20 protein-coding genes are annotated in these 19,127 nt (G+C 62.5%); 11 read left to right on the top strand and 9 right to left on the bottom strand.

Features of this window, described 5'->3' with window-relative positions; translation table 11 throughout:
- Window positions 1–5: 5 nt before the first annotated feature.
- Window positions 6–842 (top strand): molybdopterin-synthase adenylyltransferase MoeB, encoded by an 837-nt coding sequence (locus E2L06_RS14615; RefSeq protein WP_138782350.1) that lies wholly within the window; start codon window positions 6–8, stop codon window positions 840–842.
- 38 nt (window positions 843–880) lie between these two features.
- Here E2L06_RS14615 and E2L06_RS14620 read toward each other — a convergent pair whose 3' ends face one another.
- The gene (locus tag E2L06_RS14620) at window positions 881–1,852 is read right to left on the bottom strand and encodes a hypothetical protein (RefSeq protein WP_138782351.1); all 972 of its coding nucleotides are present in this window, start codon (window positions 1,850–1,852) and stop codon (window positions 881–883) included.
- A 117-nt stretch (window positions 1,853–1,969) separates the two neighbouring features.
- Complete coding sequence (locus E2L06_RS14625; RefSeq protein ID WP_138782352.1) at window positions 1,970–2,755, bottom strand: SDR family oxidoreductase; 786 nt, start codon at window positions 2,753–2,755, stop codon at window positions 1,970–1,972.
- A gap of 115 nt (window positions 2,756–2,870) precedes the next feature.
- On the opposite strand from E2L06_RS14625, the gene E2L06_RS14630 reads away from it, so the two are divergent.
- Window positions 2,871–3,194 carry a multidrug efflux SMR transporter gene (locus E2L06_RS14630; RefSeq protein ID WP_138782353.1) on the top strand — a complete coding sequence of 108 codons (324 nt, stop codon included), beginning with the start codon at window positions 2,871–2,873 and terminating at the stop codon, window positions 3,192–3,194.
- Between the two features lie 19 nt (window positions 3,195–3,213).
- Here the strand turns inward: E2L06_RS14630 and E2L06_RS14635 are convergent, their stop codons facing one another.
- The 4 genes from E2L06_RS14635 to E2L06_RS14650 form a co-directional block, all read right to left on the bottom strand.
- Window positions 3,214–3,672: a Tfx family DNA-binding protein gene (locus tag E2L06_RS14635; RefSeq protein WP_249361438.1), complete on the bottom strand. Its 459-nt coding sequence runs from the start codon at window positions 3,670–3,672 to the stop codon at window positions 3,214–3,216.
- 235 nt (window positions 3,673–3,907) lie between these two features.
- Window positions 3,908–4,261 (bottom strand): hypothetical protein, encoded by a 354-nt coding sequence (locus E2L06_RS14640; RefSeq protein WP_138782566.1) that lies wholly within the window; start codon window positions 4,259–4,261, stop codon window positions 3,908–3,910.
- A 124-nt stretch (window positions 4,262–4,385) separates the two neighbouring features.
- Window positions 4,386–5,378 carry an MBL fold metallo-hydrolase gene (locus E2L06_RS14645; RefSeq protein WP_138782354.1) on the bottom strand — a complete coding sequence of 331 codons (993 nt, stop codon included), beginning with the start codon at window positions 5,376–5,378 and terminating at the stop codon, window positions 4,386–4,388.
- A 90-nt stretch (window positions 5,379–5,468) separates the two neighbouring features.
- Window positions 5,469–5,942, bottom strand: coding sequence for a TRAM domain-containing protein (locus tag E2L06_RS14650; protein ID WP_138782355.1), 474 nt, complete (start codon window positions 5,940–5,942; stop codon window positions 5,469–5,471).
- 206 nt (window positions 5,943–6,148) lie between these two features.
- On the opposite strand from E2L06_RS14650, the gene E2L06_RS14655 reads away from it, so the two are divergent.
- The 3 genes from E2L06_RS14655 to E2L06_RS14665 all read left to right on the top strand — a co-directional run bounded on the left by E2L06_RS14655 (window position 6,149) and on the right by E2L06_RS14665 (window position 9,047).
- The gene (locus E2L06_RS14655) at window positions 6,149–6,940 is read left to right on the top strand and encodes an electron transfer flavoprotein subunit beta/FixA family protein (protein ID WP_138782356.1); all 792 of its coding nucleotides are present in this window, start codon (window positions 6,149–6,151) and stop codon (window positions 6,938–6,940) included.
- Window positions 6,937–7,890 (top strand): electron transfer flavoprotein subunit alpha/FixB family protein, encoded by a 954-nt coding sequence (locus E2L06_RS14660; protein WP_138782357.1) that lies wholly within the window; start codon window positions 6,937–6,939, stop codon window positions 7,888–7,890. Before E2L06_RS14655 ends, E2L06_RS14660 begins: the two co-directional genes overlap by 4 nt.
- A gap of 314 nt (window positions 7,891–8,204) precedes the next feature.
- Window positions 8,205–9,047, top strand: a complete 843-nt coding sequence (locus E2L06_RS14665) for a polyprenyl synthetase family protein (protein ID WP_138782358.1) — start codon at window positions 8,205–8,207, stop codon at window positions 9,045–9,047.
- A 9-nt stretch (window positions 9,048–9,056) separates the two neighbouring features.
- Here the strand turns inward: E2L06_RS14665 and E2L06_RS14670 are convergent, their stop codons facing one another.
- The gene (locus tag E2L06_RS14670; protein WP_138782567.1) at window positions 9,057–10,172 is read right to left on the bottom strand and encodes a DUF373 family protein; all 1,116 of its coding nucleotides are present in this window, start codon (window positions 10,170–10,172) and stop codon (window positions 9,057–9,059) included.
- A 196-nt stretch (window positions 10,173–10,368) separates the two neighbouring features.
- On the opposite strand from E2L06_RS14670, the gene E2L06_RS14675 reads away from it, so the two are divergent.
- Both E2L06_RS14675 and E2L06_RS14680 read left to right on the top strand, forming a co-directional pair.
- A complete protein-coding gene (locus tag E2L06_RS14675; protein WP_138782359.1) occupies window positions 10,369–11,364 on the top strand; it encodes a radical SAM protein in 996 nt (331 codons plus the stop codon).
- A gap of 295 nt (window positions 11,365–11,659) precedes the next feature.
- A complete protein-coding gene (locus E2L06_RS14680) occupies window positions 11,660–12,373 on the top strand; it encodes a hypothetical protein (RefSeq protein ID WP_138782568.1) in 714 nt (237 codons plus the stop codon).
- A 36-nt stretch (window positions 12,374–12,409) separates the two neighbouring features.
- Here E2L06_RS14680 and E2L06_RS14685 read toward each other — a convergent pair whose 3' ends face one another.
- Window positions 12,410–13,771: a hypothetical protein gene (locus tag E2L06_RS14685; RefSeq protein ID WP_171052383.1), complete on the bottom strand. Its 1,362-nt coding sequence runs from the start codon at window positions 13,769–13,771 to the stop codon at window positions 12,410–12,412.
- 202 nt (window positions 13,772–13,973) lie between these two features.
- On the opposite strand from E2L06_RS14685, the gene E2L06_RS14690 reads away from it, so the two are divergent.
- Window positions 13,974–15,200, top strand: coding sequence for a hypothetical protein (locus tag E2L06_RS14690; protein WP_249361440.1), 1,227 nt, complete (start codon window positions 13,974–13,976; stop codon window positions 15,198–15,200).
- A gap of 72 nt (window positions 15,201–15,272) precedes the next feature.
- A complete protein-coding gene (locus E2L06_RS14695; protein ID WP_138782360.1) occupies window positions 15,273–15,770 on the top strand; it encodes a type IV pilin in 498 nt (165 codons plus the stop codon).
- A 17-nt stretch (window positions 15,771–15,787) separates the two neighbouring features.
- On the opposite strand, the gene E2L06_RS14700 is transcribed toward E2L06_RS14695, so the two are convergent.
- Window positions 15,788–16,411 (bottom strand): methyltransferase domain-containing protein, encoded by a 624-nt coding sequence (locus tag E2L06_RS14700; protein WP_138782361.1) that lies wholly within the window; start codon window positions 16,409–16,411, stop codon window positions 15,788–15,790.
- Window positions 16,412–16,568: 157 nt separating this feature from the next.
- Here E2L06_RS14700 and ahaH point away from each other — a divergent pair, with 157 nt between their 5' ends.
- Window positions 16,569–16,901, top strand: coding sequence for an ATP synthase archaeal subunit H (gene ahaH / locus E2L06_RS14705; RefSeq protein ID WP_138782362.1), 333 nt, complete (start codon window positions 16,569–16,571; stop codon window positions 16,899–16,901).
- Window positions 16,888–19,125: a V-type ATP synthase subunit I gene (locus E2L06_RS14710; protein ID WP_138782363.1), complete on the top strand. Its 2,238-nt coding sequence runs from the start codon at window positions 16,888–16,890 to the stop codon at window positions 19,123–19,125. Before ahaH ends, E2L06_RS14710 begins: the two co-directional genes overlap by 14 nt.
- Window positions 19,126–19,127: the final 2 nt, after the last annotated feature.

Consider the following 19,127-nt stretch of genomic DNA (forward strand, 5'->3'; position numbering starts at 1 on the left):
ACGGTATGAGCGACCTGCGCCTCGATGCGACCCAACTCGACCGCTACTCGAGACACGTCATCATGGACGAGATCGGCCCCGAAGGCCAGCAGCGCCTGCTCGAGGGATCAGTCCTGATCGTCGGCGCTGGCGGGCTCGGCTCGCCGGCGATCCAGTACCTCGCGGCGGCCGGCGTGGGCCGGCTGGGGATCGTCGACGACGATGTCGTCGAACGTTCGAACCTACAACGCCAGATCGTCCACGGCGACGACGACGTCGGCCGACCGAAAGTCGAAAGCGCGGCCGATTACGTCGCGACGCTGAATCCCGACATCGACGTCGAGACCCACGAAACCCGCATCACCGCAGCCAACGTCGACGAACTGGTCGCCGACTACGACGTCGTCCTCGATGCCAGCGACAACTTCGCCACCCGGTACCTGCTCAACGACCACTGTGTGCTCACCGAGACGCCGCTGTTTCACGGCGCAATCTACCGGTTCGAGGGGCAGATCACGTCGTTTACCAACGACCGCGGCGGCGACGATGACCCGCCGTGTTACCGCTGTATCTTCCCCGAAGCCCCCGAGCCGGGAACCGTCCCCGACTGTGCGACCACGGGCGTCCTCGGCGTCCTCCCCGGCACCGTCGGCTGCATCCAGGCCACCGAGGTCGTCAAGTACCTCATCGAGAAGGGCGAGTTGCTCGAGGGCCGCCTGCTGATGTACGACGCGATGGGCATGACCTTCGAAGAGGTCCCAGTACAGTCAAATCCGGCGTGTCCGGTCTGTGGGGACGACCCCGAGATCGAGTCCGTCGAGGACGTGGCCTACGAAGGGACCTGCGAGATTTCCGCGGATTGAACAACGATGGGACGGCCCCGAGCTGACACTTGCCAACCTTACCGGCTCAACTGAGATTGATCGACGCGCGAGCGAACGAGAGTCGGCAGCTCGAGCCCACCAGCAACCGCGAGACAGGAGACAAACGCGGTCGTGCCGAGTTTGCCACCCGCGCCGGCCAGCGCCGGTGCGACGGCGAGGAAGACAAGCCCACAGAGCGCGCCAGCACCGGCGACCTGTCCCAGTGGTTCTAACCGTTTTGCACTCGACATCCCGACGAACGAGGCACAGAACGCGACCGTGGCCAGTGTCGGTCCGAGTTCCGGCACGACGGCCGGGAACGCGACGCCGGCGACCGCTCCGACGGCCGCAGACGCGACGACCGCGCTCATCCCGCCGCGCACGCGGAACAAGACGGTCGCGACCGCAGCGACGACGGCGACGGGAACGATCACCGGGGCGAGCCGCCACGCGAGTACACTTCCGGCGGCGTAGTCGACGCCCATCAGCGGGACCGTCACGATACAGCCAAAGAGAGCGAGCGTGCCGTATTTGCCGCCGAAGCCGCCGAACGAGTCCGCCGTCGCGACGAACGCGAGTCCGGCGATCAGGCCAGCCAGCGCGACTTCCTCGAGGGTGGGAAACAGCGCCGGTGAGGCCATCCCGACGAACGAGCCACAGTAGGCCGCGCCGTCGATCTCTGCAAGTCCGACGCCGGCAACGAGTCCAACGAGCGCGGAAGCCAGCACTGGTCCGAGACCAGCGTGAACGCTCAGTCCGTACGTCACGACCGCCGCAACCGCGACCGCAAGCACGTCGACGGCGTCCGTTCGATCGAACTCGGTCGCATCGATCCGCGAGAGGCGGCGACGCTCGGACGCAGCGACGACGCTTCCCGCGAGAACGACGCCAAACTGCACGCTCAGTGTCCCGTTCGGGAGGGCAGCTGGCGCGCGAATAGCTCTGAGGAGCAACACAGCAGGAGTCACCAGCAAGGCGACGTAGCCAGCGAGCTGGACCGGACCGTACACACCGGGGACTCTCTCGAGGGGGACGGAGAGCATTACGGTTCGAAAATCGGTAGCCGGCTCGCAGCTCGCGCCACACGCTGCGGTTCGGGCAGCCACAGACAGGCCGGAACCGACGTGTTAGCTCCGAAGCAGGCCGCCGTCGATCGGAATCTCGGCCCCGTTGACGAAACTCGCGCGGGGACTCGAGAGGAAGGCAACCACGTCACCGAGTTCACGTGGCTCGCCGATGCGGTCCATCGGGATGTCGCTGGCCAGCGCCACCAGTCCCTCCTCGTAGTCACCGTAGGTGCCGCGTTCGACTCTGGCATCGACGAGTTCCTCGATTCGGGCCGTCTCGATCGTCCCCGGCAACACTGCGTTGGCCCGGATCTCGGGGGCAAACTCCCGGGAAATCGTCTTGACGAGCCCGATCACGCCCCGCCGCACCGAGTTCGACAACAGCAGGCCGTCTGCGACCTCCCGGACGGTTCTGGAGGTAATACAGGTAATCGTCCCGTACTCGGAGTCGAGCAGGTGCTCGTAGCTCTCCTCGATCGTCCAGACGACGCTCATCACCAGCAGGTCGTAGGCCCGATACCAGTCCTGTTCGTCGGTCTCGAGGAAGGTCGTACTCGGCGGGCCGCCCGAGGACGTGACGAGGTGGTCGAGGCCGCCGAAGGCGGCGGCGGTTTCGCGGACGAGGTGAGAAACGTCATCGGGATCTGTCAGATCGGCCTGCACCGCGAGCACGTCGCCCGTCCCCGTCGCGTCCAGTTCCTCGCGGGCGTCCTCGAGCCGTGTCTCGTCACGCCCACAGATCGCCACGTTTGCACCGTCGTCGGCGAGTGCCCGTGCGCTCGCAAAGCCGAGGCCGCTCGAGGCCGCGGTCACCAACACCGAGTTACCGTCGAGTTCGAGGTCCATGTCCGAGTCGACGAGAGCCGCGTACAAATCACTCGGGGAGCCAGTAAGCCGAACTCGCCGTCCCCGTCGGACATCGCTGTCCTATAGGTCCGTGAGATCGGACGGGAGGGCACTGATGTCATGGCCGCTGCTGTTCGTTGCGGGACTGTTCGAAATCGCGTGGGCAATCGGACTCCACTACTCCGATGGCCTCTCGAAACCAGTGCCGACCGTTGGCACTGCTATCGCGCTCGTTTTGAGCATGGTGTTGCTCGCGCAAGCGGTTCAGAGCCTGCCGATCGGCACCGCGTATGCGGTCTGGACTGGAATCGGCGCGGTCGGGACGGCAACGCTCGGCATCGTGCTGTTCGACGAACCAGCAACGCTCGCTCGGCTCGCGTTCATCTTCTGTATCGTCGTCGGGGTCGTCGGGCTCAACGTCGTCTCGAGCGGGCACTGACTGCGGTAAATGGGACCGCTCAATCCTGATGGCGAACCCGAACCATCCCTTCCGACGTGACGCCGACGATCAGTGGCGTCGACACCTGCCGGCCCGTAACCGCGTTGCCAGCAGCGTCGCTGACGACCTTCATCAGATCCGGTGCGGTGTAATCGACCTTGACGCCGGCCTCGTCGCAGGCGTCGTAGACCAGTTCGGGCACGTCGTAGAGGTCGGTTCCGGCAGGAACGCGAACCCGGACCGGCGCGCGAAGCGCCTCCGCGAACGCGACCGTCTCGCGGGCTTTCGCGACGTTCTCGCGGGCGCTGGACTCGATCGAGGAAACGTTCGCCCGTGAGGTCCCTAGTGCATCGGCGATGTCGGCCTGCGAGACATCGCGTTCGCGTAACGCAAGTACCTGTGCCTGCCGATACGTCAACACGCTGGTCTCGGGATCGAACCCGATCTCCGCTAAGAGTTCCTCGATGTCGTCGATCACGGCGACCCGCCTCCGCCGACGCTGCAGGCTCGCGTGGCCATAGTAGCCTCTAGCTATCGGCGGTATCAAAGCTTCCACGGTCCCGGCATCGGACGATCGCGATGTCGGCACAGAAATCGGGCCAGGGTGCGTCGAGAACGGAACCGATCGTCGTCATACGGTCTGCTGTCACTGTTTACCGGTGCAACCGCAGGACGGTCGCGGTTGCGCCGGCACTGACTGACAGCAGACCGTATCAGTCGGCGGAGTGGCTGGACGCGGCCTGTTCGGGTTCGGTCGACGTCCCGACGATGGATCGGCGTGCCTGCTGGACCATCGAGCGGACGAACCGGCCGACGTTCCCAGGACCGGCGTGTGGACCGGGCGACCGATAGGAGACGATCAACGACCACATCGCCGCGACGCCGAGCGATCCCAGCGCCGAGAACGACATGCCCATCGTCGCGTACGTTCCCGCGTAAATCGCACCGATCGTCATCGACGGCACGCTCGAGCCAAGCGGTACGTTCGCCGTCGCATCACGCACTGTCGGGGCGAGAAAGGCGATCGAAAGGACGCTGCCGGCTAGGAAGACGAGATCTTGCCACATCATATCTTTTCCTAACTCGATAATGAGTAAATACTCCTCGGTATTAAACGGAGTCGACACACCGATCGATAACCGCGGGTACCCGAAAACGTGACACAGGGTCGGTCGGGGCACTGAGACCGGCTCAGAACTCGAGCGGCCAGCGCTCCCCGTCGATGTCGGCGAGCGTCTCAGCGACACCGTCTGCCAGCCGATACTCGGTTCCCTCGCGAACGACGGCCCCCTCACGCTCTAAGTGCTCGAGGTGCGCGTAGGACTCGCCGGGTCCGTGGAGAATGTGAATGTCCTCAAGGTCTCCGAACAGGTCGGCGCTGACGGTCCAGGTGTCACAGGGACCGAGCCGATCCAGCGCGTCGAGGACCCGCCAAGAACGTTCTTCGTGGTGGTCGATGATGTCCTGGGCGCGGCCGGCGGGGTCATCGATCGGCGTGCGATGCCCCGGCCACGCGCGGTCGTAATCGGCGTCGACGATTCCCTGTAGCGCGCGGAGGTACGTCTCGAGTGGCCGATCGACGCGAACGTCGGCACCGCCGACGTTGGGCGTATAGACCGGCAACAGTGCGTCGCCGGCAAAGACCTGCCGCTCGCCCTCGAGTTCCGCCTCGAACAGACAGAGTCCGGCTGCGTGGCCGGAGGTGTGAACGACCTCGAGGTCGGTGCCGTTAACGGTGAACGTCTCGCCGTCCTCGAAAGGCGTTACCGTCGGCGTCTCGCCGGTCGTCTCGGCGTCGGTCAGTCGTTCGCGGAGGGCTGCCCGGTCAGCGTCGGGGATTCCCCACTCTTCGAAGTACTGCCGGTAGCGGTCGTCCAGCGCATCCCAGGCCGACTCGTCGCCCGCGACGAGCGGTGCGTCGGCGGCGTGGACATACACCTCAGCGCCGCTTTCGGCCTGGATCTCCCCGGCTAGCCCGCAGTGGTCGTGGTGCCAGTGTGTCAGGAATATCCTGTCGATATCCGCCAGTTCGAGGTCGCGATCGGCCAGCGCCGTCTCGAGTTGGTCGCGGGTCGTCGCCAGCCAGTCGCCGGTATCGAGCAGTGCCGTTTCCTGCCCGTCAGCGAAGAGATAGACGTTGTTGTCACCTTCGAACGCCGAGTTCGACAGCGAGATGCGTTCCATGCATTCTCGTCACACACCGTCAGAAAAAACGTTATCTAACACGGACCGAGACGAACCCACAGCCACCGCGTCGACTGTCCACTCGCGGCGCTAGGAGCCCCAGAAGTTTTCGCGGCTACCGAGTCGCTCGCGTTTGGGGCTGCTGTTATCGGCATCGTCGTCGGCATCATCGTCGACCGGGTCAGCGGTCACATCGTCCGCTTCGTCGTCCGTGGTGTCCTCGTCGGGTTCCATCGGGAGGAGTTCGAGTTTCTCCGCACGCGCGTGGTTGCTGTGGACTCGCGTGATTTCGACGCGAGCGCGCGCTTCCGGCAGAACGCCATCGACCATCACGATGAACCCGTCCTCGGTCCGGCCGACGCCGGCACCGCTTTCGTGCATGTCGACGACGTCGATAATGACTTCCTCGCCCGCCTTGACCGGCTGGGTCTTGAGATCCTCGATCGGCTGGTTGTAGTGATTACACCACTCCTTGCCACCCCGATCACCGTAGTGCTGGCACCCCATACCCGAGATCTGTTCGGAGAACTCCGGGCAGTCGTCAGCGAGTGGACAGTCTGCCATGCACAGTACTACCAGCGGTGGTGTTAAACCGTTTCCGTCTTCGAGAGAGGAATCGCCATCGAAAGAAACGCTGGTAGCAAACACTAGCAATAGCGAAAGCAGATCTAACTCAGTACGAATAATTATTGAAATATGGTAGCTAAACAGGGGGTCAACGACTTCCGATTTCGAAAAGGTTTACGGGGTGGACGTTGCACTATCCCGTGATGAAAATTCTCGTTACGGTCAAAGAGGTGGCGACCGTCGAAGACGAGTTCGAAATCGAGGGAACCGAAATCGCGGAGCAGTACCTCGGTGCCGACTTGAACGAATGGGACGACTACGCGATCGAAGAGGCCGTCCAGCTCCAGGAAGACGGGATCGCCGACGAGGTCGTCGCAGTCACCATCGGCCCGGAAGACTGTGAACAGACCATCCGACAGGCACTCGCGAAGGGAGCAGACCGCGCCGTCCGCGTCTGGGACGACGCCCTCGAGGACGTCGACCTGCTCGACGTCAACGCCAAGACGGAGATCCTGAGCGCCGTCATCGAAGCCGAGGAGCCCGACCTCGTGCTCTCGGGTGTACAGGCCGGCGACGACAGCTTCGGCGCGACCGGCGTCTCGGTCGCCGAGCAGCTCGGCTTCCAGTGGGGTGCCGTCGTCAACCACCTCGAGCACGATCTCGAGGACGGCATCGCCTCGGTCCGACGCGAACTCGAGGGCGGCGTCGAGGAGCTGACCGACATCGAGCTTCCGGCCGTCCTGACGATCCAGACGGGGATCAACGAACCTCGATATGCCAGCCTGCGGGGCATTCGACAGGCCCAGCGCAAGGAACTCGACGTCCAGACGCTCGATGATATCGGCGTCGACGAGAGCACGATCGAAACCGAACTCGAGCTAACCGACATGTACGAACCCGAGAGCGAAAGCGACGCGACCGTCTGGGAGGGCAGCGCCGACGAGACGGCTGGGGAGCTCGGTGACCTGCTTCGCGACAAGGGGGTGGCACAATGACGGACGTCCTCGCAGTCGCGGATCACCGCCGGGGAGACCTCCGAGATGTCAGTTACGAGATCATTACCGCCGGTCGCGAACTCGCCGACGAAACCGGCGGCGACCTCCATCTGGCGGTCATCAGCGGCACCGTCGACGACTTCGCCGACAAACTCAATCGCGAGGGCGTCGACGCCATCCACACCGTCGACCACGGCGAAGAGTTCAACCACGACATCTACGCACAAGCGGTCACGCAGCTCTACGACGAGCTCGCGCCACAGTACGTCCTGACACCAAACAGCGTCAACGGGCTCGACTACGCACCCGCCATCGCGAACGACCTCGACCTGCCGGTCGTCACTGACACCGTCGATCTCGAGGCCGACGGCGAGACGCTCGTCGCCACCCGCGAGATGTACGGCGGCAAGGTCGAGACGACCACCCAACTCGAGGGCGACGCTGTCGTCACGATCCGCGGTGCCGAGTGGCCCGCTGCCGAGGGCACCGGTGACGCCGCGATCGAGACCTTCGACGCCGATATCGACGAGGACGCAGTCGGTTCGACCGTCACCGGCTTCGAAGAGGTCGGCGGCGGCGATGTCGACATCAGCGAAGCCGAGCTGCTGGTCTCGGTCGGCCGCGGGATCGAAGAAGAGGAGAACCTCGAGATGATCCGCGAGCTGGCCGACGCACTCGATGCGACGCTGTCGTCCTCGCGCCCGATCGTCGACAACGGCTGGCTACCCAAGAACCGGCAGGTCGGCCAGTCCGGGAAGGTCGTCACGCCCGACGTCTACATCGCGATCGGCATCTCCGGCGCGGTCCAGCACGTCGCCGGCATGAAAGGCTCCGATACGATCGTCGCGATCAACACCGACCCCAACGCGCCGATCATGGACATCGCCGACTACGCGATCGTCGACGACCTCTTCGACGTCGTCCCCGAACTCATCGAGGAGTTCCAGTAACTGTACCGCGAACGAGCATCGTGAGTGAGCGGCTTTTTGGTCCAGATTTTTTCGCGAGTGGTCGCGAACCCGTTAGCGACCCGAGCGAAAAAAGGTGGTCGCACGTCGTCCCCGAACTCATCGAGGAGTTCCAGTAACCACACCACGAACGACGTGAGCGAGCGGCCTTCCTCGTGAACGCAGTGAACGAGATCTCAGCAGAGCTGTACTCTACCGGTATTTTTGGTCGATATCGTTTGTGGGAGTCGCTGATCGTGCAAAAATTTCGTTTCGGATCCGTCAGCTACTTTTCTACCCACTCCTAAGCGCGGTTGATGGAACTGCTGGAGCGCCGACGGGCACTGATCGAAAAGCGCCTCGTCGAGGTGGTCGAAGGGGTCGAGCCCGAGACGCTCTCCAACGAAGTTCGCCATATCGCGCTCTCCGGGGGGAAACGCGTCAGGCCGATGGTGACGCTGTTGGCTTGCGAAACAGTGGGTGGACGGGCAGAGGACGCCGTCGAGTTCGGCGTCGGTATCGAACTCGTCCACACGGCGTCGCTTGTTATCGACGACATCATCGATCGCTCCGAACTGCGACGCGGGACGACCAGTGTCTGGGCCGAGTTCGGTCACGGCCCAGCGATTATCACCAGCGATGGCCTACTGGGAGAAGCGTTCGCACTCTTTTCGCCCGATCCGGACGCGACGCGCGTCGTCGCAGACGCAATGGTCGAACTCGGCGTCGGGGAGGCGACCGAACTGGCTGCCGAGCCAGCCAACGAAGACGAGTACATGACGCTCGCGCGTCGGAAGACCGGTGCACTGTTCCGGGCCGCAGCCGAGCTCGGGGCGATCGCCGCCGACTCCGACCCCGTCACCGTCGATGCACTGGGTGAATACGCAGAGCGGGTCGGCATCGCCTTCCAGATCAGAGACGACGTGTTAGACGCCGTCGCCGATCCCGAAGCGCTCGGCAAACCGACCGGTCACGACGCTGCTCTCGAGCGACCGTCGGTTGTTCAGGTGACCGATCTCACGCCGGACGAGGCCAACGCTGCCGCCCGGCGGGAAGCCGACCGCGCGATCGACGCCCTGGATCGCGTCGAGACTGTTGATCCCGACGCCCGACAGTACCTCCTCGAGCTCGCGGAGTTCGTCGTGCAGCGCGAACGGTAACGCAACTCGTCAGACCCGATCGGCCTGTCGCGTTCCCTCTTCTCGATCCGAGTCAGAGAGTCGAGATTCCGCGACGGCGAACGTCAACGTACTGACGATCCCCAGCACCGTCCCTGCCGTCAGCGCCGCCGCGAGATAGGCGATCTCGACGTTCCCAAGGAAGAACGCGCTCACCGCGTGGAGGACGACTGCGATCGAGAGCACGTAAAAGGGAGCGTTGAGATAGCGCCACTCGAGCGAGCCGGCGATGTACTCGTCGGTGATCTGACCGAGGCTGGTCGTCAGCCCGGCAGCAGCGAACCAGTGGATCGAGCCGTAGACGAGTGCGGCGAGCATGACGGGAACCTCGAGGTCGCCGCCGGACGACGACTGGACGGCCTCGAGGCTGTCGTGTCCGCTGACGCCGCCGAGGACGAACAGGGCAGCAGCGACGACGTAGGCAAACAGGGTCGTTCGACCGGCGTACAGCGATCGACGGGCGCGTTCGACGGTCGAATCCAGCCGGTCGCCGAGGCCGAGCCCGCGTGAGATGAGATAGAGTCCGAGCAGCGTCGACGTCACTCCAAGGACGACACCGGGCAGGTTCAATACGGTGCCGACGAGCGCGAGCGGGTAAATCAACAGGAGAATGCCAAGCGGGATGAGCAGCGTCCCGCGCGTCTCGGGGTCGTCTAACACCTGTTTGATCGTGTAATACATCGACTCTAAGTTCTGGGCTTGCCGGACCACGACCCGGCGGACGCCGTCGATGGGCACCCGCGAGCGGATGATCGGGATGACGGATTCGTCCTGTGCGCCGTCGGTGATCACGAGTGCGGTGACGTCTTCGCCGGTCGAGAGACTCGCGAGGACGGTGTCGACCTCGTTGCCGACCTCGCGATTGGCGCTGACGTCGCCCTGATCGTTTCCGGTGACGACGGCGACCTCGACGCTCTCGTCGCGCTCGGCGAGGTCGTCGTAGATATGCACTCCCTGAAAGATGACGTTGACGTCCGAGTCCTCCGGATCCGCGGTCGCGAGAGCGACGGCTGCCTCCTCGACCGGGTCGCGGCCGATAACTGGCGTCGAGAAGCCGGTCTTGCGGCCGAGGTCGTCGTCGAGGTCGACACAGAGGACCAGCAGCATCGGGTTGTGGTTGCACGCCGCGCTATTTCCGTCTTCTGGGACAGCCGATCTCATCACGCGTCCCACGAGTATCGGACCGGTCAACACCAGTCGAGAGCCGCCGCTCGAGCGATCCGCCCCACGAGACGGATCAACGAGCCACAGCAACGGCCGAATCCGCACTCCTTTTGAGGCTCGGACGGCTACGATTCTTCGAATGATCTCGAAGGGCTGTGAGCAGTGCGCGAAAGGGGGGAAGATGGTGCTGTTCGTCTACGGCTACTGCGACCAGCGCGACTGCTTTTACTGCCCGCTCGGCGAGAACCGCAAGAACGTCACCGACGTCTACGCCAACGAACGCCTCGTCGAAAGCGACGACGACGTTCTCACCGAAGCCCACCGGATGGACGCCCTCGGCACGTCGATCACCGGCGGCGAACCCCAGGAGGCCCTCGGCCGGACCTGTCACTACCTCGAGTTGCTCAAAGACGAGTTCGGCGAGGACCACCACACCCACCTCTACACCGGGATTACGGGCGGCCGCGAGAACATGCGCCGCCTTTCCGAAGCAGGCTTAGACGAGATTCGCTTCCACCCGCCCTACGAACAGTGGGGCGACCTCCACGGCACGGAGTGGGAGGACATCCTCTACATCGCCCGCGAAGAAGGGCTTACGCCTGCCTTCGAGATACCCGGCATTCGCGCCGAGGAGGAGTTCCTCGAGTTCTTAGACGAGGGTGCTGCGGAGTTCTGTAACGTCAACGAGTTCGAGATGAGCGACGGGAACTACCGTCGGATGCAGGAGAAGGGATACGAGCTCAAAGAGGACCACATGAGCGCCGTCGACGGCGACCGCGAGGACATCCTCGAGGTCATGGGCGACCACGAGCGAGTCTACTTCTGTACCTCCGTGTTCAAGGACGCGGCCCAGCACCGCCGCCGCCTGAAGCGCATAGCCCGCAACGTCCGCCGCGAGTTCGACGACATCACCGACGACGGCACCCTCGTCTACGGGAAGACGTACGCCGACCCCGAACGCCTCGAGGCGCTCGGCGTCCCCGAGGAGTTTTACACGGTCAAGACGAACCACGTCGAGGTCGCCTGGTGGCTCTTAGAGGAGATGATAGAAGAAGGAGACCTCGAGGACGGCGAAATCGTCGAGCAGTATCCGACCTACGACGGGCAGGTTGTCGAGCGGACGCCGCTAGCGTAGCGTGGTCGCTCACGAGTGGGCGGCGCAAACGAATGGGTTTCGATGCAGGTTTTTCGAGGAGTGGTGAGTAGCGCGGGACATTCGGTCCCGCGGATCGTTCGCGCGGCGACGCCGAGCGAAGACGGAGCGAACGACCAGTGTGAGCAGTCTTTTGCACAGTATAACGATCGTCCCGCAACGTACAACACCCGGAAACGGTCGTTCCAGTTCGTTTCCGATCCGTTCGCCGTCGATCGAGTGGCAGCAGCTTATCGAGGCTGTAGTAATGGCGACCGTCTCGGAAGACGTGGCTACGATGCAATTCCGAAACGCCGCAGTAATCGCCGTCGCACTGCTTGTGGCTCTCTCCGGGTGTAGTGCCCTTGGCGGCACTCAAGCTGGTGAGCCGACGAACGAGACCGACACGAAGTCAGTGACTGAGCCGGACGCGAACGGATCCGACGGTGCGGACAATACGTCGAGCGATGTCGAACCGAACGATGCCGATGAAGACACCAGCACGGATGGTGGCGATGACACCGCAGCTGCAGCGTGGTATCCGCCCGAAGAACCGAATCGGCCGCTAGAAGACAAACGCGAGGACCGAATCACGTCCGTCGAGTTCGTCGACAAAGAGCCCGCGGAAAACGGTGACGGGTACTCGAACTTCAACCTCGAGGTCGTTGCCAACACCAGCATGGAGGACGTCGATCCGGCCGAACACGGTGATTTGGAGGGCGAGCCGTACTTCTTCGTCAAGATCAACGAAGGCGAGGGCAACCGGAAGATTATCGAACGAACGGACGAGGTCAGGATGGACGAAAACGGGACGTTCTACATCGACGTTCGACCGGCTGGTATCGAAGAGTTCGGCGCGGGCTCGCTGACCGTCGAGGTCTTCCTGATGGACGAAGACAAAGACTGGGACGACATCTACGCCTCGGTTGGCACGGAGATTCAGTACGCTCCGGACACAAGCGCTGACGGCTCGAGTTCGACTGTCACCGATTCGGAGTCGACAGACAGCTAAGCGTCGGCCCCGGATCGAGGGTGATGATCCGAATGATCAGTCGAAATTGGTCAGATCGACGCCCGGCAACGTGATGAGATTCTCCCGTCCGATGCGGAGTTTCTCGATCTCGTCGTCGTCGTCCATCTTCGAAAGCAGCTGTGAGACTTTGGCGTTCGACCAGCCCGTCTCCGAGACGATAGACGCCTGTTTCATCCGGCCGCCATTTTGTTTGAGCAGGCGGAGGACGCGCTCCTCGTCGCTCAACAGCTCGGGGTCGACATCCTGGTGGTCAGACTCCTCGAACTCGAGACTGGTTCCGCGACCACGATCAGCATCAGTATCCGCTGTGACGGCTCCGTCAGTCATCTCCGAGCCGGATAGCGAGTCCCCTGATGTGGGCTCGGACTTGCTGGCGGCATCCGTCGCCGGAGTAGCGTGCGCGTCGGTATCGCGGTCGCCGAAGCCGAGCCGTTCGTACAACGGCAGTCGATCGGTCGGTATCGGGAGCCCGGTCGAACCGTCACGGTTCGCCAACAGATACCCACCGGCTCCGATGGTAGCGATGATCACGAGGACAGCCCCGATCAGCCAGCCTGACATCGACAGTGGAAGGGTTCCGGTGCGAACGAACACGATCTCGAGTTCGTCGGCGGTAAACTCGGTGGGACCATCCCAGGTGAGCGATGTCGGCGTCTCGAGGGCGTACTCGGGTGGTGTTTCGACGACGAGACGCTGTCCTGCGGTCAGTCCCATCCAGGTTCCGCGATCCGTCTGAAACGCATCGCCGAAGTGGATTCGATCACCGTCGACGGTCGCAAAGTTAGTCCAGGTAAACGAGTAGGAGATCACCCCGATCCGGGCGTTCTGGGTGGGCTCCGATTCATCGCTGCCATCACCGTCGGCCGGCGACTCGATGATTCGCGGTTCGTCCCACTGGGCGTTTTCGATCGACATCTCGCGACCGGTTTCCTGTTGAGCGATCCGCCGGAAGCGTTCGAACTGCTCGGGTGTGAAACCAACAGTTCGCTCGCCGGCCGTGACCTGGTCGGCGTACGCGCGAAATGATTCAGCGTCGCTCTCGTTCGTCAGGAGAAATCGACTTTCGATCGTCCATCGAACGTCGCCGTTCTCGCGAACTGTGAGCCGAATAACCTGCTTTGGCGTCGCTTCCGGAGTCGAATCGGTCGACTGTACTGCAGTGGGAACCGATACTGACTGCTCGATCGACCGCGCTTGCGAATCACTCGAAAGCGGGGAAGCAACTCGGTCTAGTGAGGCGAGGGACCGATCGGTACCGACAGCCGTCTGTTCGGGCGAGGGCGAAGCGGCTACAGCCGGTATAGCGACCACCGTCCCGAGGAAAGACGCCACCAGGAGGGCTGAGAGGGCAACTGCGATGGCGGTGGATACCCGCATACGTATCAACGGGTGGTTTCCCAGAGGAAAAAACACTTTCCATCGAAAAATAAAGCGTTACCAGCGGAAGTGAAGCGTCTCGAGGGCGGAGAACGCTTCTGATTCAATATCAACATATGATTAGCGACAGTTCAATTGCTCATACTCGTGGGTCAGTAGCAGTGCGACCAGTTTTTGTATCAGGAGAGGTTACGATTCGACGATGAACCGATCGATTCCGCCCCTCCTCGCACTGCTTCTCGTCTCATCCCTGACTGTCGTCCCAGGGATGGCGACATCCGGATCTTCAGCAGGCGCACCCGCAGCGATGTCGGTTCAGCATCAGGTAGCGACTATCGACCCGGCCAACTCCGGGCTGCAGACAGTACCGAATACGACGAACCGACTCTCGCTCGAGGGAGCGTCCAGAAGCGAGTACACCGAGTACGGCCCTGACCTTGGTGTGGCGCTCGCGAGCACGGACGACGAACTTCGAATCGATCACACCCAGTACGTCGCCCTCGATCGGCAGTTCGACGATGCAACTGCCACAGAGCAGAGTGCGTTACTCCAAACCGCATACGAGCGGTTGAAAGACCGCTCGGATACCCTCAGGACACGCGAAGAACAGGCAGTGAAAGCACATGCTACCGGGGAGCTCTCGAACACACAATTGCTGAAAACGTTGCTCCGAAATCATCAGGAAGCAGCGGCCATCTCCGAATCGTTCGATGAGCTCGAAGAGCGGTCGGATCGTGTTCCTGGGAGTTCACTATCGGTCGCAGACCAACAGGATAAACTCGAGATGCATCGCAGCCGAATCCGCGAACAGCTCTGGTCGAATGCGTATGGCAACGACGCAATCGGATATATTTCCGTCGAGACATCAGAAAAAGGATACGTGCTCGAGACTCTCAGCGAGGACTACCTCCGCGAAGCGACCCGATTCGACAATCGAGATACATCGAGGGCGACTCAGTTCGCCGACCTCCCGGAGGCATACGAGCACAGCCTCGACCTGTATCCCTGGGCGTATAATACAGGTCAGTCGCCAGCGGTGAACGAATACACGACGGTACAACTCTATCAGATCAATCACGACCACGAGCAAGGCGAGCTCAAGGCGTATCTCGATGGCGGAACAGGTGACATCCATCGTGAGCGACAAACACTGGACCCAGACACGCTGCCAACGATTCGCCAGCAAGAGTGGCAGAAAGACGGGCACAAGCTAACGGTCGACAAGACTGCCGCAAACGGTCCACAGAAAGTGACGGTAGTCGATCAAGACGGCGAGCCAGTCACAGCAACGATTACGATCGGCGGCTTCGAGGTCGGCGAAACGAACGCTGATGGCAGCCTCTGGTATGTCCCACCCAGCACCGGATACGAACTCACGGCAGAGCGGCCGACAGGAACCACTGTCACCGTCGCGGTTTCGAATAGCTAGCGCTGTCGGACAGCAGGTCGAAGTGACAGGCAAGCGGACGTTTATACGATAACGCGCGGCCAGACGGTCGTGATGGCGAAGGAAGAGACCAGCACGATCGTCGGCAGCGAGACGCGTGCCGTCACGCAGAGTATCGGTGTCATTTTGCTGGTAGCGCTTACCGTCTGCTTGGCAACGGTCGTCGCCGTCAATGCTGGTGCGTGGTCGCTCGAGCGACAGAGTCAAACTGCGACGTTCGAGTTGTCAGCTGACGGCGACCGTGCCGCGATCGTGATCACGCACATCGCAGGAGATGACATCGACGTCGAGGCGCTGCCAGTGACGATCGCAGTCAACGGCACGGAGTTGACTGTACAACCGCCAGTTCCGTTCGTCGGCGCGCACGGGTTCGATGGCACGCCCGACGGCCCGTTCAATGCGAAAAGCGATTCGACGTGGACAGCAGGAGAGCGCGCCGGCGTTTCGATCGCGGGGACGAACAGTCCGACGCTTACCGCAGGCGATTCAGTCACCGTCACGCTCGCCGTCGACGATCGACAGGTGGCGACGCTCGAGACGACGGCGAGCTAAGCGCGCGGCGCGCGCTACTATTCTGGGGCGCGCCCGATCGTCGTGATCGCGACGTCGGGGTCGTACGACGGGCCCATAAAGGCGTGTTTGACGTCCTCGAAGCCGGCGGTCTTGAACATCCGATCAGCCTCGTACTCGTCGTAGAAGAGCATGATCGAGTCGGCCAGTAGCTGGCTGACGACGTTATCGGGGTAGTTCGGCCCGACGACGAGGACCTGTCCGCCGGGTTTGAGGACACGGCGGAACTCCCGGAGCGCGAGGATCGGGTTCGGCCAGTACTCGATCGAGCCAGACGACCAGACGATGTCGAACGTGTCGGTCGCAAACGGCAGCCGTTCGGCGTCGCCGCGATGGAAATGTACCGGCGGCGCGCGTGTGCCGAACTTCTCGTAGGCCTGTTCGAGCTGGTGTTCGCTCTGGTCGAGCGCGTAGACCTCGTCGACGTGCTCGAGCAGCCCCTCGGTCGCGAAGCCGGTCCCACAGCCGACGTCGAGGACGGTCATTTCCTCCTCGAACTCGAGCAGGGAGAGGGCCTCGTCGCGCATCTCCTCGGTCCAGATGAAGGGGTTCACCTGATCGTAGACCCGCGAGAGGTACTTATAAAACAGTCGGGCACGGGCCTTGTTCTCGAGAAGTCCCATTAGTGATGGATTTCGATCCGATCGACATATGTCTGCTGTTCCCGGCGCTATGAGATGCGACTAACAAGGTATTACCGGCTGTTCGAGAACGATAGCCACTGAGTCACTTTCGCAACTACCATATACACGCTCTGGCAAACGTCCGGTTGCTTAGAGTATGCCGAGGCCAGAGGTTCTCGAACGAATTAAGTCGGCCGAAGACGAGGCCGACGAGATCGTCGCATTGGCAGAAAACGACCGCGACGAGCGAATAGCCGAGGCCCGGAAACGTGCCGAGGAGATTCGCACAGAAGCGGAACAGGAGGCGCAGGAGCTAAAAGAGCGCCGCCTGGAGGAGGCTCGCGAAGAGATCGATGCGGAATGCGAGCAGGTCCTCGAACAAGGCGAACAGGAGCGCGAGGCACTCGCCGAGCGCGCCCGAGACCGGGTCGACGAAGTGACCGACCACGTCGTCGAACTGTTCCAGGAGGACGTCCATGCTCAGACCTGAACGGATGAGCAAAGTCTCGGTGACCGGTTCCCGGGGCGTTATGCCCACGGTCATCGAGACGATTCACGGACTGAACCTGGTACATCTCTCGGACTACGACGGCTCGTGGGAGGGCTTCGACAACGGCAATCCCATCGCCGGCGCCGATCAGGCATCCGAGAAATTGGTGACCGTCCGCGCTCTCCAGAGCACCCTGGAGCTGTCGGCCGACGAGGCCGAACCGGGGCGCATCGACGACGATTGGGAAGCGCGACTCGAGGAGATCCGCACGCGGGTCAACGAACTCGACGATCGCCGCGGAGAAATCACCAACGAGCTGCGACAGGTCGACGAGAAGATCGACCGCGTCGCGCCCTTTGCGGAACTAAACATCGACCTCGACCTGCTGTCGGGGTACGAGTCGGTCGACGTACTCGTCGTCGAAGGTGACGTCGACGCGATCGAAGACGCCGTCGCCGCGGCCGACGGGATTCGGGCCTTCGAGACGTTCACCGGTGGCGACGTCGTGGCGATCGTCGCTGCACCCACCGAAGACACCGACGAGGCACCGATCGACGACGCGCTGGTCGGTGTCGACGTCACCCGACACGAGGTACCCGAGACCGAACAGAGTCCCGACGCGTACGTCGCCGACCTCGAGGACGAAAAGCAGTCCCTCGAGTCCCGACGTGACGAAATCGACGCGGAACTCGAGGAGATCAAACAGGCGGAAGCTGACTTCCTCCTGCGCGTCGAAGAGCGGCTCACGATCGAGGTCCAGCAGGCGGAAGCGCCGCTGCAGTTCGCGACGACCGATCGCGCGTTCGTCGCGGAAGGCTGGATCCCGACCGACGAGTACGACCACCTCGTCGCGGCGTTAGACGACGCCGTTGGCGACAGCGTCGAGATCGAAGAACTCGAGCGGGCCGATTACGACCGCCACGGCGCACACGCCCACACTGAAACGGATCTTGAGGGCTCGGCGGCGGCCGACGAGGAAGACGAATCGCCCGCCGAAGCGGACGACCAGCAACAGAAGGCGGTTACCGACGGTGGCTCGACGGTCACGATGGGCGACGAGCCACCGACGGTGCAGGAAAATCCGGGGCCAGCAAAGCCGTTTGAACTGCTCGTGCAGGCAGTCAGCCGGCCGAAATACAGCGAGTTCGATCCGACGATCTTTCTGTTCCTGACGTTCCCGCTGTTCTTCGGGTTCATGATCGGTGACGCCGGCTACGGCATCATCTACATGGCCATCGGAGGCTACATGGTAACGCAGGTCGACAACGACGCAATTTCCAGTCTCGGCGGTGTCGCCGTCTGGGCTGGCCTGTTCACGACCATCTTCGGGTTCATGTACGGCGAAATCTTCGGCCTGCACGTTCTCGGAGAGGTCGTCTGGCATCAGACGCTTGGTATCGACTGGCTCCCGCTGAACAAGGGACTCGAGCCGGCAGCCGCCGACTTCGCGCTTGGCTGGATGGTGATCAGCGTGATGTTCGGGATTCTCCACCTCAACATTGGATACATCCTGGACTTCTTCGAGAACCTCAGCCACGGCTTCAAGGATGCCCTGTTCCACAGTGGATCGTGGATCCTGATGCTCAACGGCATCTGGATCTGGATCTTCTCGACACAGGGGAAAGCCACGAAGCCGGACTTCCTGTTCGAGACGTTCGCAAGCGGCGGGCCGTTCCCGATCGGCTTCACCGGGTTCTCCGGACTGGGACTGTTTACCGTCCCAGGACTCGGATTCGAGCTGACAGCACCGTTATTCATGTTCCTGATCGGGCTCGTGATGCTGATCGTCAGCGAGCCCGTTGAGGCCGTCGAAGCGCTCGACGTCGTCGTGAACGTCATCTCGTACACTCGGATGGGCGCAGTGTTGCTCGCGAAGGCCGGCATGGCGTTCGTGGTCAACCTGCTGTTCTTCGGGGCGTACGAGGACCCCCACGGGGAGTTCCACTTCCTTCGAACGCACGAGCCGAGCTACGTCGCCGAACACTACGGCGAGGGTGCCGAGGTCGTCTTCAACGGCCTCATGCACTCGGGTACCGCAGCCCTGCTCGGTGGACTTGTGATTCTCGTACTCGGACACGTTGTCGTGCTAGCACTTGGCGTGACAAGCGCCGGCTTACAGGCCGTTCGTCTCGAGTACGTCGAATTCTTTAACAAGTTTTATGAAGGCGGTGGGGAGAACTACGAACCGTTCGGAACCGATCGAAACCACACTGAGGACTACTAACA

Source organism: Haloterrigena sp. H1 (assembly GCF_005938085.1).
Classification (GTDB): domain Archaea; phylum Halobacteriota; class Halobacteria; order Halobacteriales; family Natrialbaceae; genus Natrinema.